This is a genomic window from Microbulbifer sp. THAF38, assembly GCF_009363535.1.
Classification (GTDB): domain Bacteria; phylum Pseudomonadota; class Gammaproteobacteria; order Pseudomonadales; family Cellvibrionaceae; genus Microbulbifer.
Map to the genome: position 1 here is coordinate 2,283,102 of NZ_CP045369.1, position 13,522 is coordinate 2,296,623.

Sequence of the window (13,522 nt, forward strand, 5' to 3'; positions counted from 1 at the left end):
AGGATAAATGCAAATAAAAAAGTGCTTGTAATCATCGAGAAATAAACGACTGGGGGACCTTTCGCTACACTCCAGCCACCTCTAAAGCGGATGTTAAGTTTCCTAGAGTGAAAGAACGATGTTTGGAATTTTGAAGTACATAGGATTGGTAATAATCGTAGGTCTTGGGTTTTGCCAAACTTTTGTCTATCAAAGGGTAAAGAAAAAATGGGCTTCCTTACCCTTAGTTGACGCAACAATTACTAGATCTAAATTGAAAAATTTCGCGAACACGGAAGGACGGAGAATCTATGAAGCGCAAATTGAGTTTGGGTATGAGTACAAAGGAGAGAAATTCTACTCTGACACCCCATTACTTCGTTCGCCTCAATTGTTTAAAGACAACAATATAGAACATGACCTTTTGAACAAGTATAAGGAGGGCGACAGCGTTAAAGTGCGCTTACTACCAGACTCTCCTAAAAATGCATACATCGAAGTTGAGCGCTTTAGTACGTTATCTGCGATTGCAATCCCTGTCTTGTTTATCCTTTATGGTGTTGCGGTGTTTGGCTATGGCTGGATGATCTCTACCGCAGTGGCAAGCTAATTACCGCTGCAGTTACTCCGAAATGTAACAGGCCGCAGTAATCGCTCCCGTTCGCCGCATGGGCAGCCCCCAAAAGGCCAATCAGCATTCTTTCAGTTGCAGCTTTTTGTGAATCAATTATGGACCTAAAGAGAAGCTTCATAGGATTTTTTCTTGCGCCATCAGCTTCGATCTTGGTTTGGCTTGCCCTATTCATACCTGAAGTTGCAAAGGGCGAAATGCAAGCCCATGAGGCGATCTTGTTATTTTTTATAGTAAGTATAGGCTTTCTTACAATTTCCTACACTTTTACCTTGGCGGTAGGAATCCCAACACATATTGTTTTGAATCGACTGTCAATGCAGCATTGGTTACCCTACTGCCTAATTGGCTTAATAAGCCCTGCTTTGTTTCAATATTTTATGCATGCAAAGCATAATACACCGACACAATTGAAAGATGTTGGCTATGGAGTATATTGTTGTGGTCAAGTCTAACCGGACACCTCTTTAAGCACATTTTTCAAATTCGATAGGGGTTATATACTCCAGTGATGAATGTATCCTGCGTGAGTTGTAATAAGCAATATAGGCCCTCACATCGGCTATCGCATCTTCCCTTGCCGGATAGATATTTCCCGTCAGCCATTCTCGTTTTAGGCTGCTAAAAAAGCGTTCAGTCGGTGCATTGTCCCAACAATTTCCCTTGCGGCTCATTGAGCACACCATACCATGCTGTTTCAACAGCGCTTGGTAGGTATGGCTGGCATACTGACTGCCTCGATCAGAGTGGTGTAGAAGACCCTTTGGCGGTGTACGCAAATTAACAGCCATCATCAATGCACGACTTACCAGGGCCGTTTCCATCTGGCGATCTAGATGCCAACCAACAATCCTGCGTGAATAGAGATCAATCACTACCGCCAAGTACAGCCAGCCCTGTGCAGTCCAGATGTACGTGATATCAGTAGTCCAAACTTGATTTATAACACTCGGTGAGAACTCCCTATTCAAAAGGTTTTCCGCGGTAGGTAGTTGGTGTTTGCTGTCTGTCGTCAGTGTAAATCGCTTCTTGCGTTTTACTCTCAAACCTAGCTTTTTCATTAGCTTGCGGACACGATAGCGACCAATTTTAAAGCCTTCTTTACGTAACAGTTTCATTAACCGACGGCTTCCGAGACTCTGTCGAGATTCAGAAAATAAGGCCTTCAAACGATGGCATAGATTCCATGTCTGGCTATCTATTGAGCTATTACTACGCTGATACCACCCGTAATAGCTACTCTTATTTACCTGCATCACTCGGCAGAGTGTCCTAACTGGAAAGCTGCCTTGCTGTTCTTTAATAAAGATGTACTTTACTTCATTTCTTTCGCAAAGAAGGCGCTGGCCTTTTTTAGGATTTCTTTCTCCATCCGCAACTGCTTGTTTTCGCGTCGTAACCGGTCCAATTCTGCGCGCTCGCCGACATCCAGCCTTTCTCCGCTCTCTTCCTGCTTCAGCTCTTTTATCCAGCGTCGCAGATTGTTGGCAGTGGTTCCTACAGCCTCTGCGGCCTTAGAGATAGAATACCCCTGCTCAGAGACCAGGGCTACGGCGTCTTTCTTGAACTCCGGCTTGAATTGCCGGCGTGTACCTTTCGTTGTCATACATCACCTCGCTTGGTGTTTTTACCATCTTAGCGAAGTGTCCGGAAGTATTAGACCACTACATATATGTCATGTGGCTTCTTGGTTTCGCTTACCTTTTGGTTTGTATCCGTTAAGCCACATTATAAGTTTAGGGAAGTAGGTAGCTAAAGAGGCCTAGTGATATAGTTCATGATGAGAAAGTGTCCAAAATGCAAAGAGATAGCGATAAAGGTAAAGATACTGTCATTCTCAAGTAGAATGCATTGCGACCATTGTTTTTTTCAGTATGAATACACATCCTTATCTAAGTGGGTATCATCATTCGGGTGGGTATTTATCCCCTGCCTTGCCATCTATATGGGGTTGGCATTTGAAAGTTTGCTTATGTTTGGTTCCTTATTACTAGTTGCTCCGTTTCTAGTTGAATATATTTTTGCAAACTATTGCCCGCTAAAACCAGTCGGCATTAGCGCCCTAAGGGAGAAGATTCGTGGGAAAAAATTATAAAAATCTACGACACAATCGCTCTTTCACCCATCCATTATTAATAAGCAATAATTAAATTCGAGTAAGAAAGCATGAGAATATTATTAGCGTTCTTTTTGGTATCACTAACAGGATGTGCAAGCACAAATGAATTTGATGGTCCCAACAATCATCACATCAGAATTGACGATGGATTGTTTTACATCAGGGAGGTTGCGGCTGGCAGAGTCTTTGAAAGCTCTGACAAGGTAAAGGTAGACTGGGAGTACAAGGCTTCCGAGCTCTGTGGCGGCAAGTTTGAGACAATGATATATCAAGATGGCGAGCATCATTACATGGTTACGGACATAGAAACACTCTTCCTGCCACTTATAACCATGACAGGTGCACCAAGAGTTGAGGGTGTGGTGAGATGCGAGAATTCGCCTTTTACTACAACTCAAGCAACGAAGGTACTTGTTCGAGAAATGTATCTGCTTACAGAAAAACCTCAGTAAATCAAAATAGCCTCTTGCCGGGTCCTCTCATTGCATGCTCCGGCCATTATTGAGGCGTTTTGCACCGGTATAGCAAATGTATCAACCATCAAAAGCGGAGAAAATTGCCAGAGGATTAATGCTGGGGCTTGCTCCTATCACTTTTCTAATTTTTATCTATGTGGGTTTCTTCGCACTAGTGACTAGAGGAACAACTTACACAGGAGTTATCGGTGGGCTTTTCTTTGCCAGCCATGAAGAAACTTTTTTTTGCATACTTACAATTGTATACATTGTATCCGCCGTTTTTGGATATTTTAAAGGCTGGGAAGGTTACTCCAAAGTGTTTTCATTGTTAGGTAAGTGGCTAGATTGTACGGGCGGAATAGTAGTAGATCCTGGAGCCAAAGTTCTCACCCCGAGGGATCGTGTGAGGAAAATGCACAACAATCACAAGTAGTGAGGTTTCGGGCCTCTGCGGAATGTTAAGTATCAATGATAGACATAGTGTTAGTAATCATCTGGACGAGTATATGCACTCACTGGGCATATCTACACCTTCTCTTTTATCGAGAGTTTAAAAGCCGAGAACCAACAACTTTCAAAGCAAACTGCAGCTTCAAGGTGTTCCCCCAGGCACCAAAATCGCGAATGTCCATCTGTGCAAACTCAAGAAGCCTTGGTGGAAATTTTGGGAGTGATCTTTGCTCGTACTACACGAATACACACAAATGCCTGTCTACACTTTTCCCAAAGGCATTTCGCAATAAACATACGCTAGTACTTGAGACACTCTAGAAACCCTTAACCTTGAGCACCTTTGACAGGCGAAAGGTAGAGGGCTAATTTACTGACATCATGGAAGATATACACGCACTCATTCCCGTCATTACTTTACTGCTCCTCGGTGTATTGGCGATCATTTTGATGCGCCCTCTCAGGTTGAGCCCGATTGTCGGCTATCTCATTGCGGGCCTGGCTGTGGGGCCCCATGCCCTGGATCTGATCCCGGAGAGCAATACCACCCACCTGCTAGCGGAACTTGGTGTTGTTTTCCTGCTGTTTGATATAGGCCTCCATTTTTCCCTATCGAATATCTGGGATGCCCGACGGGATATTTTCATTCTGGGTCCTCTGCAGATTCTACTTTGCGGAGCCGCTTTTGCCGGTATTGCGTTAGCTCTGGGGGTTTCCCCGGCCTATGCCGGGGTCATTGGAGGCGCGCTTGCACTTTCATCGACGGCCGTCGTGGTGCAAAGCCTTACAGAGAGGGGGCAACAAGACTGCCCCGTTGGCCGCACCGGAACAGCGGTGCTGATTTTTCAGGATATCTGTGCAATTTTCCTGCTGGTAATGGCGAGTTCACTGGAGGGTGGCAGCTCACCCTCATCTCACAATGCCCTGACAGCAGAAATCCTTTCCGCCATTGCAAAATCTGTGGTCGCATTTGTTGCCGCCGCCCTGCTAGGACGCTATGCCATCCGACCACTATTCGGGCTGTTATCCAAAACCAGGAATGAAGAGGTGTTCACGGCCATGGCGCTTCTGGTCGTCCTCGCCACAGCGGCCGGCACAGGAGCGGTGGGATTGTCCCTGACATTGGGGGCGTTTCTGGGAGGCATGATGATCAGTGAGACCCCCTATCGCCATGTGATCCAAACCGAAGCGAAGCCCTTTCGTAATTTACTGCTGGCATTTTTCTTTATAACCGTGGGCATGTCCCTGGACTGGCGCATCCTGTTAGATCAGTGGGCAAAAATTATCCTCTTTATCTTAATTCTGATGGCGGTCAAAGTCTTTCTAGTGGCCCTGGCGGCACGGGCCTGTGGCTGGTCCCTGCCCGGCTCGTTGCAATTGGGGTCTCTGTTGGCACAAGGCAGTGAATTTGTCTTCGTTATTATTGCTATGCCTCTCGCCCGTGAATCACTGGGGGAGCAGGCCGTTGGGATTGTCATCACCGGGGTGGCCGCCAGTTTAGCGCTCACCCCAACACTGTCGAATCTAGGAAATCGATTAGGAAAGTATCTGTGGAGGCGCTCATCCTCTAAGACACCCAGCCATGAATCCAAGCCAGTCACATCAACAGCACCCGTGGTGATTTTTGGTATGGACGAGGTTGGACGTCTGGTTGCCGATGCCCTAGAAGCTCAAAAAATAGACTACGATGCCATCGAGATGGACTATGACCGGTTTCTCAAAGCTAGTGCCGATGGTTATCCGGTGGCTTTTGGGGACCTGGCCGATATCCGCATGATGGAAACCTTCCAGTATGCCGAGCGTGCAGCCATTGTTATCACCATTGTTCGCTATGAGTTATCCAAAGCACTAAAACCTGTTGTTTCCGCACGCTACCCCAATTTAAAGCGCTTTGTTTCTGTCGATGGTGATAGCGACCTAGAACGCTTCAAATCTCTCGGTATGTATCCAGTGGTCAATAGGAGCATTCCCCGAGGGCTGGACCTGGCTGCGGCAGTGCTACATTCACAGGGCGTAGATGATAAGAAAATCAAAACCTGGATCGAGCGCCGTCAACAACGTGACCTGGATAGCCATGATATTGCCAGTAACACCAAAGGGCGATCACAGGCTCGCTGAATGCTCATCCGGTATTGCAGCCCTGCTTAGCCCAAACGAGCCAGGGCTTCATCAATTGGAGTGTCTCCCGCTATAAATTCAAATACCGCACCGATCGTTTTTGGTTCAGACAGGGACGCGGCGATAACCTCTGCAACATCAGCTCGGCTAATCTCCGCGTCAGTGTCCTCAAATGAGTCATCTATACGAATAGCTCCTGTTTCTGCCGTATCCTTAAGGGCACCCGGTCGCAAAATCGTGTAGTCCAGACCGCTCTTTTGCATATGAACATCGGCTGCGAGCTTAGCTTTTAGATATGGTTGCAAATTTTCCGGGCCCTGCTCAGGGCGCCCGGCAAAAATAGAACTCAGCAAGATAAATCGCGGAACATCAGCATTTTTCGCTGTATCACAAAGGTGGATAGCCCCATCCCTATCCACCGATTCGAGGGCTTTCCCTTTTGAGCCTGCAACAAAAACCACTGCGTCTCGTTGCTCAACGGCTTTAGCTAGAGACTCCTTATCGGTGAGATCCGCAAGAACGGCTTCTGCGCCGGCTTTGCGCAGGGCGTCCTGTTGAGACTCCTTGCGTACCATGCCGGCTACTTCGTAGCCCCGTTCGATTAATTTATCGACGAGTATTTGGCCGATAGCACCATTAGCGCCGGCAACAAGTATTTTCATCGGAGTCTCCAGACAAACGTTTTAACGGTCTCGATTGAGTAGCTATTAAGATTGCAGCAGTCCTCACAATCTCACGAGAGGTAGCTGGGCAAGGCAACGCTCTCAATTAAAGTGTCGTATCAATTTCTGGTTCACAAATTCCTTGATGCCCAACTCACCCAACTCGCGGCCATAACCGGATTTCTTGACTCCGCCCATTGGCATGCTCGCATAGCTTGAGGCCACATGATTCACAAAGGCCGTACCACACTCCAGCTCTTCGGCTACACGCTGCCCTCGCTTATGATCCTTGGTATAGACCGATCCCCCCAAGCCAAAGCGGCTATCATTGGCCATCTCGATAGCCGCTTTCTCATCCTTTACCACCCAAACACAGGCAATTGGGCCAAATAGTTCTTCCTCTGCCGCGGGTGAGCCCGCGGGTATATCCGTTAATATCCCGGGCTCAATAAAGGCTCCGTTGCGTTTCCCCCCCACTAGCAAATGCGCTCCGGCCGCAACCGATTTACTGACCTGCTCCTCCAGGTGTTCCGCCGCTTTTTCGGTACATAAAGGCCCATAGTCGGTAGTGTCTTTAAGAGGATCACCGGGTTTTAACTCTTTAAACAACTTGGTGACCCGCCCCAGGAATTCATCGGCAATCGGTTCGGTTAAGATGATTCTCTTGGCGGCCAGGCAAATCTGGCCACAGTTGCCAAGCTTGCCCTCCACAAATCGCTCTACGGTCAAATCCATATCCGCATCTTCGAGTACAATAAATGGATCGACACCCCCCAGTTCCATCACAGTTTTCTTGACATTGCGACCAGCTTGTTCCGCCACCTTTGCGCCTGCGTCATTACTACCGGTAAAAGAAATCCCTTTTACCCGGTCATCATCGATAATCGGTGCAGCACCGGCAGAAGTGATTGGCAGATTAGTGTAGACCCCCTTGGGGACACCAGCATCGAATAATAATTGCTCAAATGCTTCGGCACACTGGGGGACATTAGAGGCGTGTTTGGTGAGCACTACATTGCCGGCAATTAAGTTTGCAGCGGTAAAGCGGGAAGGTTGATAGAAGGGAAAGTTCCACGGCTGGATACCATAAACAACCCCCAGAGGCTGGAATACCAAAGTTCCCTCCCCTTCCCGGGTAGATAGCTGCTGTGGTGCTAAAATATTTTCCCCTTCGTCTGCATAGTAATCAAAAATCTCCGCACAAAGCGCTAATTCACCCAGGCCATCACTCATTTTCTTGCCCATCTCTTGAGCCATTAACCGAGCCAATGTATCGCTGCGCTGCTCGAACAACTCACTCGCGCGTTTGAGTATTGAGGCCCGCTCACTAAAACTGCGGGCACTCCACTCTGCGAAAGCGTTATCAGCTCGGCCTATTGCCTTATCGAGCTCTTCCCGACTCATCTCATGGAAAGTTTTTAGTGTTTCGCCATTCAATGGGTTGATTGAGATCAGAGGACGCTTGGACTTGGCCATAAAATGACTCCCGGCGAATTACTGGATTTGACAGGCTGGACAAAACAGCTACTTACGCAAAGTTTGAAAGTAAGTGAAGCACCTGATGGGTCTCTGTGAGCTGCTAAAAACTGCAAGCGCTCAACAGCCATTCGAAGAAGCCCCTAGCTATCGAAAATAGCCAGGAGGTGCTTTTAGGTGCCTGGCCAAAGTGTAGTCGTTTATTCGCGGGGCCTGCCCAAAATCGCTCTTGTGAGTAAAGCCGGGCTTGTAATAGTATCCTCCTCGATTTTTATCCAGCATCCCTCACACAAGAACACCTGCTAAGCCCCAAGCCAACTATGGTAGCCAATCGCCAATTTTATCGACGTGGTCCCGATTTACGTGGTAGTGACCAGTTATCCTTTGTTGATGTTAGAAAGCGTTTTGGCTTTAGGTCCATAGCGGTTGGGCGTTGGGTGACAACAGAAGAGCGCGATCGGGCTGCGGGTTTGTTTTTTGACGCCCTTTGCGACTTGATGGTCATCCTGCAGGGACCTGAAGTGCTTATCTCCCTGCGTGGATCCCTTTCCTTCCAATACGGCATTGGCGGGCGCCCGGGAATCTCTGCTTTCTATGATCCCTCCGCAAAATCATTCTCCCTGGCTAAGAATGCCGGCCCAGGTGCTATTGCCCATGAATGGTTCCATGCACTGGATCATTATCTCGCGCAAAAGGCCTTCAGCGATACATCAGGCAATATATATGCTTCAGAAGCCTGGCTGCACAATGCCACACCGGTACCGCATCCACTAAATGATCGCCTTTTTGCTTGCTTTAAAACCATTATGCTCGATGAGGAAGGTAGTAACCCCAGTGACTTGGTAAGGGCTTCTGTAATATCCGACAAAACCAATAAATATCTTTATTACAGCAAGCCAGTTGAACTGTGTGCTCGCGCTTTTGAGGCGTTTGTGCAGGACGCCAGTATTAGCAACAACTTCCTGGTCGCGGGCACTAAAGCCAGTGAAGAAGCCCAGCGGGGGCTCTACCCTGCAGGGAGACAAAGGCAAAGGATAAATCAGGCTTTTACCGAGTATTTTACTTACTTGGGCAGGGCTTTGTGGGCAGATATAGGAAGATGAGGCAGATGCAAGAGGAGGCTTGGGGCGCCTGCAAATCGACACCCCACACAAGTTTTCTAAGATCTGTTGCTATTCAGACATCAACTTTTCGCGCTGATAAACCAAAATAGAACAAATGCGAAGCGCTCCCAGCACAAATATAAATGCGGAAAATGCGTAGAGCATCTCGGCTTTGATTTCATGCTTAAATAGTGCAATCAATATTTCTCGAAGCACAAAGACGATTGCCGCATCAACAATAAATGTAAGCCTGAGCTTATGGGTGTGAAAATACTCTATAAGCGATCTGGACAACTCTATTAATACATATAAGGTCAAAACATCCGTTATGATGTCTATGTAATGACCAGTAATGCCTTCAAAATTAAAAAGTTTCCATGTCGTTAAAAATAGTTGAAGTGTCCCCGCTGCTATCCCAACAATGATAAAGACAAGAATGATCCCAAAAACTACGTCTACTGATTTATCAAAATAAATCTTGATTTTCTCACTAATCATCGAGTCTTTCACTTTTGAGTTTTGCTCGGAACTTAGCATAAGTAACCCTTGAAAGGCTTAGAGCCAAAAAGATATCAATTTTAAATGCGTTTTTTATCTGCCCTATTCCTATAAAGCTTCTGTGTTGTATAACTTTCGAGCAGAATAGCTTTAAGCAGAACCGCTGCAGCGGGTGCTCTAGGGCGGGGCAATAATCGCACAAACTTTAAGTTCAAACTACAGCTTCACCATCCCCCTGCCATAAGAACTGCTGGAACGGTGATCTTCAGTTAGCTAATGAATTTTTAGTCGCACAGAAGTTGGTGAGGGGGAATACAAACGGGCTTCACCGGTGGCCGAAGATTTATAAAGCGCTTCTACAACTTTCGCCTTCGTATAAATGGATTGATGCTTGCGCTGCTCGCCAACTCAAGCAACTCAAGCAACTACAGCACAAAACCCAGAAGCCCAAAGCCAGAAGTGCAAAACCCAGAAACTAGTAAGTTTCTGGGTCTCAGGGGGATTCACAGCCTGAAAGAAAGTTTCCGCTTTTCACCAAAGTTCGCTGTAATGTGCGAATCGCCCTAGAAGCCCTGAGAAACTCATCTCCCAAAGAAAAGGGTTTTCTGAGTGAACTACTTCGCTTTCTTGTCGGTTAGATCGGCACTTTCAGGGTAGGCGCCGGACTTTTCAATAGCGGCTCCCTGCCTATCCAAAACCCCGATATCCAATACCGGAGAGGCATCAATATGTTGGGCATCCATCATTTGGGCTACACGCTGCAGTGAGGCAATGATCATACTTTGCTCCCAATCTTTGAGGTCACCGAACTGACGAGCAAACTGATCCTGGAGCGGAATGGGTGCATCTCGCAATGTTTCAGCGGCTTGTTCCGTCAGGTAGGCATGCACTTTGCGCTTGTCCGACTGAGAGCGCTGCCGAAAGACAAGTCCCCTTTTCTCCAGGCGATCCAGAATATTGGTTACCGTCGCCTGGCTGAGGCTCACCTCGTTGGCCAGTTCGCCAATGGTTACCTCGCCCTTATTGCGTATGGCCTGTAGTAATAAAACTTGTGGCGCGGTCAGTCCTGTTGTTTTGGCGAGATGCTTGGAGTGCAGGTCTGTCGCTCTTATCACACGCCGCAGGGCCACTAACACTTGTTCAATGCTGTTCAAAGCTACCTCTCAATCCCAGAGTCAGTCAGAGTGAATATGATGATTATATAGATGACACACTTCATAGCTAAGCGCTTTGAGCTCAGCTCCTGGAAAAGTCGGATTCAGGAAGTCAATTCTGAAGAGTTAAATCTTTATTGAGCTGTTTTTTGCTCAATAAGTGATCATGCCAAAAGCTAAAAATTGAGCAACTTTTCCCCCTGACTAGCCATTCAGTCAAAGAGCAAAGTCCTATTTTTGAGTAAACCCTCCTAGGCATGCCGGTGCATTTAGGCCAAGTACTGCCTCTTAGTCTGTGCTCATAGTACTGGACTTTGCATTTCATTCGTGTACGATATTTAGCGTTCAAAACATTTTTTACAGAAAGGTTTATCGAAAAAGCTCAAATAAGCGCCTTAAATAGCATATTTGTATGATTTTCAACCTTTCTAATGTTTAGACGTGTAATTTTGTTTGGCCGAATGGGAAGATTTTTTGTCTAGATTAGAAAATATTTCACTAAGACCCCCGCTTCTCGAGGATGGCATGGCGGTGTACCGCCTGATTGAGAGCTGCCCTCCACTGGATACCAATTCCAGCTACTGCAACCTCCTTCAGTGCAGCCACTTTTCAAGCACCTCCGTCATTGCGGAAGTAGAAAACGACCCCCTAGGCTTTATCTCCGGCCATATTATCCCCGAGCGCAAAGACACTCTTTTCATCTGGCAGGTTGCCGTTTCTGAGCGCGCACGCGGTGCGGGTCTGGCTTCACGCATGCTGCAAGACATCCTCAGTCGCCCTATCTGCCAGTCGGTCAAATATCTCGAAACGACAATCACCAAGAACAATCACGCTTCCTGGGCCCTCTTCAAAAGGGCTGCTCAGAAGCTATCTGCCGACCTTCACTCCTCAGAGTGGATGAACAGCCAAGTCCACTTTGATGGACAGCATGACTCGGAACACCTTGTTCGTATCGGGCCTTTCACTCACAAAACCAACATTCAGTAAGAGTAAAAAATGAAAATTTTTGATGAGATTGAATCTGAAGTGCAAAGCTATGCCCGCTCCTTCCCGCGGGTTTTCAGTCGCGCTAAAGGCGAATTAATGTGGGACGAGGAGGGGAACCAGTATCTCGACTTCCTCGCCGGCGCCGGTACCCTGAATTACGGGCACAACAACCCGATCTTCAAAGAAGTGCTGCTGGATTACATTCAGGCGGACGGTATCACCCACGGCTTGGATATGCATACCAAGGCGAAAGGAGAATTCCTGCAGGCGCTGAATGAGAAGATCCTAAAGCCCCGCAATATGGAGTATGTGGTTCAGTTTACTGGCCCCACTGGTACCAATGCGGTGGAAGCGGCGATGAAAATTGCCCGCAATGTCACCGGCCAGCAGAATATCGTGACCTTTACCAACGGCTTTCATGGCGTGAGCCTGGGCTCTCTGGCCGCCACGGGTAACTCACACCATAGAGATGCCGCTGGCGTGAGCCTGAATGGCACCCATCGAATGCCATTCGATGGCTACCTCGGGGAAAACATTGATACCACCGAGTACCTCGACAAGGTGCTTTCCGACTCCAGTAGCGGTATCAATTCACCGGCCGCGGTGATTGTTGAAACCGTACAGGGTGAAGGCGGCATTAACGTCGCAAGTGCCGAGTGGCTGCGCAATCTCCAAAGCGTATGTAGAAAGCACGGTCTGCTGTTTATTGTTGATGATATCCAGGCTGGCTGTGGTCGCACAGGCGATTACTTTAGCTTTGAAGAAGCCGGCATTGAGCCGGATATCATCACACTGTCCAAATCCCTCGGTGGGTACGGCCTACCCTTCGCCGTTGTGCTAATGAAGCCTGAACTGGATCAGTGGAAACCCGGCGAGCACAACGGTACTTTCCGCGGAAACAATCTGGCCTTCGTTACGGCGAAGTCCGCCATTGAACATTACTGGTCAGACGATAAGTTTTCCCAGGATATTAAGCGCAAAGGTAAATACATTGCCGAGCGCCTCGATAATATTGTCAGCAAGTATGGCGAGGGTCACTTCACCAGAAAAGGGCGCGGCATGTTCCAGGGAATTGATTGTGTAAGCGGTGAAATCGCCGGAAAAATCACACATTCCGCTTTCAAACAGGGGTTAATTATTGAAACAAGTGGCGCGGATGACCATATTGTTAAATTGTTATGCCCGCTGATTATCAGCGATCAAAATCTGGAAAAAGGCATCGACATCATTGAATCGGCTATCAAGGAAGTTTGTGCGGCCGAAGCGGATATGCCGGAAGAAAAGGTCTATTTCAAGGCCTGCTAGACTTTAATTATTCAGGCAAACTCCGCGCCATAGCTTACGACTAAAGCAAATGGATAACGCGGACTGCCTGCACAAGACAAAGGTAGACTACCAATGATCGTTAGAAATTTACCCGAAGCCAAAGACTCCAATCGAAGAATCGTCTCCCCGGATGGCAACTGGGAAAGCACCCGCCTGCTATTGAAAGACGATAACATGGGCTTTTCTTTTCATATCACAACCATTTATGGCGGCGCAGATTTCCAAATGCACTACCAAAACCACCTGGAGGCCGTTTATTGTATTTCTGGCCGCGGAGAGGTGGAAACCTTGGATGATGGAAAGAAACACCCTATTGAAGCAGGCACTATTTACATCCTTGATAAGCATGACAAGCATGTTTTACGGGCCTTCGAAGAAATGACTATGGCCTGTGTGTTTAATCCCCCGCTTCACGGCAAGGAAGTGCACAATGCTGAGGGCGCCTATGAACTTGGTGCCGACTCCATTGATGTATAAATAGGTACCTATGAAGGTGGGAGGGATGCATAGCCTTACAGGCTACCACTGTCATGAGCAGCACTTGCCAAGCCACTCGCAAGA

Annotated in this window: 14 protein-coding genes; 9 read left to right on the plus strand and 5 right to left on the minus strand. The window is 47.5% G+C overall.

Features of this window, described 5'->3' with window-relative positions; all coding sequences use genetic code 11:
• Nucleotides 1-118 precede the first annotated feature (118 nt).
• Both FIU95_RS09680 and FIU95_RS09685 read left to right on the plus strand, forming a co-directional pair.
• Nucleotides 119-589: a DUF3592 domain-containing protein gene (locus FIU95_RS09680; RefSeq protein ID WP_152453578.1), complete on the plus strand. Its 471-nt coding sequence runs from the start codon at nt 119-121 to the stop codon at nt 587-589.
• 119 nt (nt 590-708) lie between these two features.
• Nucleotides 709-1,065, plus strand: a complete 357-nt coding sequence (locus FIU95_RS09685; protein WP_152453579.1) for a hypothetical protein — start codon at nt 709-711, stop codon at nt 1,063-1,065.
• A gap of 12 nt (nt 1,066-1,077) precedes the next feature.
• Here the strand turns inward: FIU95_RS09685 and FIU95_RS09690 are convergent.
• Nucleotides 1,078-2,216, minus strand: a protein-coding gene (locus tag FIU95_RS09690; RefSeq protein ID WP_152453580.1) for an IS3 family transposase whose coding sequence is annotated in 2 segments (ribosomal slippage) — nt 1,078-1,967 and nt 1,967-2,216 — 1,140 coding nt in all. Because the reading frame shifts where the segments join, the coding sequence is not laid out codon by codon here.
• A 560-nt stretch (nt 2,217-2,776) separates the two neighbouring features.
• Here FIU95_RS09690 and FIU95_RS09695 point away from each other — a divergent pair.
• The 3 genes from FIU95_RS09695 to FIU95_RS09705 all read left to right on the plus strand — a co-directional run bounded on the left by FIU95_RS09695 (nt 2,777) and on the right by FIU95_RS09705 (nt 5,755).
• On the plus strand, nt 2,777-3,181 hold the full coding sequence (locus FIU95_RS09695; RefSeq protein WP_152453581.1) for a hypothetical protein: 405 nt from the start codon (nt 2,777-2,779) through the stop codon (nt 3,179-3,181).
• A gap of 76 nt (nt 3,182-3,257) precedes the next feature.
• The gene (locus tag FIU95_RS09700; protein ID WP_152453582.1) at nt 3,258-3,620 is read left to right on the plus strand and encodes a hypothetical protein; all 363 of its coding nucleotides are present in this window, start codon (nt 3,258-3,260) and stop codon (nt 3,618-3,620) included.
• A gap of 398 nt (nt 3,621-4,018) precedes the next feature.
• Nucleotides 4,019-5,755 carry a cation:proton antiporter gene (locus FIU95_RS09705; RefSeq protein WP_152453583.1) on the plus strand — a complete coding sequence of 579 codons (1,737 nt, stop codon included), beginning with the start codon at nt 4,019-4,021 and terminating at the stop codon, nt 5,753-5,755.
• A 26-nt stretch (nt 5,756-5,781) separates the two neighbouring features.
• Here the strand turns inward: FIU95_RS09705 and FIU95_RS09710 are convergent, their stop codons facing one another.
• Both FIU95_RS09710 and FIU95_RS09715 read right to left on the minus strand, forming a co-directional pair.
• Nucleotides 5,782-6,417, minus strand: coding sequence for an SDR family oxidoreductase (locus tag FIU95_RS09710; protein WP_152453584.1), 636 nt, complete (start codon nt 6,415-6,417; stop codon nt 5,782-5,784).
• A 102-nt stretch (nt 6,418-6,519) separates the two neighbouring features.
• Nucleotides 6,520-7,893 carry an NAD-dependent succinate-semialdehyde dehydrogenase gene (locus tag FIU95_RS09715; RefSeq protein ID WP_152453585.1) on the minus strand — a complete coding sequence of 458 codons (1,374 nt, stop codon included), beginning with the start codon at nt 7,891-7,893 and terminating at the stop codon, nt 6,520-6,522.
• A gap of 320 nt (nt 7,894-8,213) precedes the next feature.
• On the opposite strand from FIU95_RS09715, the gene FIU95_RS09720 reads away from it, so the two are divergent.
• Complete coding sequence (locus FIU95_RS09720) at nt 8,214-8,996, plus strand: CLCA_X family protein (protein ID WP_152453586.1); 783 nt, start codon at nt 8,214-8,216, stop codon at nt 8,994-8,996.
• Between the two features lie 69 nt (nt 8,997-9,065).
• Here the strand turns inward: FIU95_RS09720 and FIU95_RS09725 are convergent, their stop codons facing one another.
• Together FIU95_RS09725 and FIU95_RS09730 are read right to left on the minus strand one after the other, a co-directional pair.
• Nucleotides 9,066-9,533: a phosphate-starvation-inducible PsiE family protein gene (locus FIU95_RS09725; protein ID WP_216646332.1), complete on the minus strand. Its 468-nt coding sequence runs from the start codon at nt 9,531-9,533 to the stop codon at nt 9,066-9,068.
• A gap of 575 nt (nt 9,534-10,108) precedes the next feature.
• Nucleotides 10,109-10,648: a MarR family winged helix-turn-helix transcriptional regulator gene (locus FIU95_RS09730; protein WP_152453587.1), complete on the minus strand. Its 540-nt coding sequence runs from the start codon at nt 10,646-10,648 to the stop codon at nt 10,109-10,111.
• 474 nt (nt 10,649-11,122) lie between these two features.
• Here FIU95_RS09730 and ectA point away from each other — a divergent pair, with 474 nt between their 5' ends.
• The 3 genes from ectA (at nt 11,123) to FIU95_RS09745 (ending at nt 13,438) form a co-directional block, all read left to right on the plus strand.
• Nucleotides 11,123-11,635 (plus strand): diaminobutyrate acetyltransferase, encoded by a 513-nt coding sequence (gene ectA / locus FIU95_RS09735; protein ID WP_152453588.1) that lies wholly within the window; start codon nt 11,123-11,125, stop codon nt 11,633-11,635.
• A gap of 9 nt (nt 11,636-11,644) precedes the next feature.
• Entirely contained in the window at nt 11,645-12,940 is a 1,296-nt protein-coding gene (gene ectB / locus FIU95_RS09740) for a diaminobutyrate--2-oxoglutarate transaminase (protein WP_152453589.1), read from the plus strand.
• A 93-nt stretch (nt 12,941-13,033) separates the two neighbouring features.
• Nucleotides 13,034-13,438, plus strand: a complete 405-nt coding sequence (locus tag FIU95_RS09745; RefSeq protein ID WP_152453590.1) for an ectoine synthase — start codon at nt 13,034-13,036, stop codon at nt 13,436-13,438.
• Nucleotides 13,439-13,522: the final 84 nt, after the last annotated feature.

Excerpts from the sequence above, each read along its gene's own strand:
- FIU95_RS09680 (WP_152453578.1), top strand. The coding sequence starts at position 119 with ATGTTTGGAATTTTGAAGTACATAGGATTGGTAATAATCGTAGGTCTT.
- FIU95_RS09685 (WP_152453579.1), top strand. The coding sequence starts at position 709 with ATGGACCTAAAGAGAAGCTTCATAGGATTTTTTCTTGCGCCATCAGCT.
- FIU95_RS09695 (WP_152453581.1), top strand. The coding sequence starts at position 2,777 with ATGAGAATATTATTAGCGTTCTTTTTGGTATCACTAACAGGATGTGCA.
- FIU95_RS09700 (WP_152453582.1), top strand. The coding sequence starts at position 3,258 with ATGTATCAACCATCAAAAGCGGAGAAAATTGCCAGAGGATTAATGCTG.
- FIU95_RS09705 (WP_152453583.1), top strand. The coding sequence starts at position 4,019 with ATGGAAGATATACACGCACTCATTCCCGTCATTACTTTACTGCTCCTC.
- FIU95_RS09710 (WP_152453584.1), bottom strand. The coding sequence starts at position 6,417 with ATGAAAATACTTGTTGCCGGCGCTAATGGTGCTATCGGCCAAATACTC.
- FIU95_RS09715 (WP_152453585.1), bottom strand. The coding sequence starts at position 7,893 with ATGGCCAAGTCCAAGCGTCCTCTGATCTCAATCAACCCATTGAATGGC.
- FIU95_RS09720 (WP_152453586.1), top strand. The coding sequence starts at position 8,214 with ATGGTAGCCAATCGCCAATTTTATCGACGTGGTCCCGATTTACGTGGT.
- FIU95_RS09725 (WP_216646332.1), bottom strand. The coding sequence starts at position 9,533 with ATGCTAAGTTCCGAGCAAAACTCAAAAGTGAAAGACTCGATGATTAGT.
- ectB (WP_152453589.1), top strand. The coding sequence starts at position 11,645 with ATGAAAATTTTTGATGAGATTGAATCTGAAGTGCAAAGCTATGCCCGC.
- FIU95_RS09745 (WP_152453590.1), top strand. The coding sequence starts at position 13,034 with ATGATCGTTAGAAATTTACCCGAAGCCAAAGACTCCAATCGAAGAATC.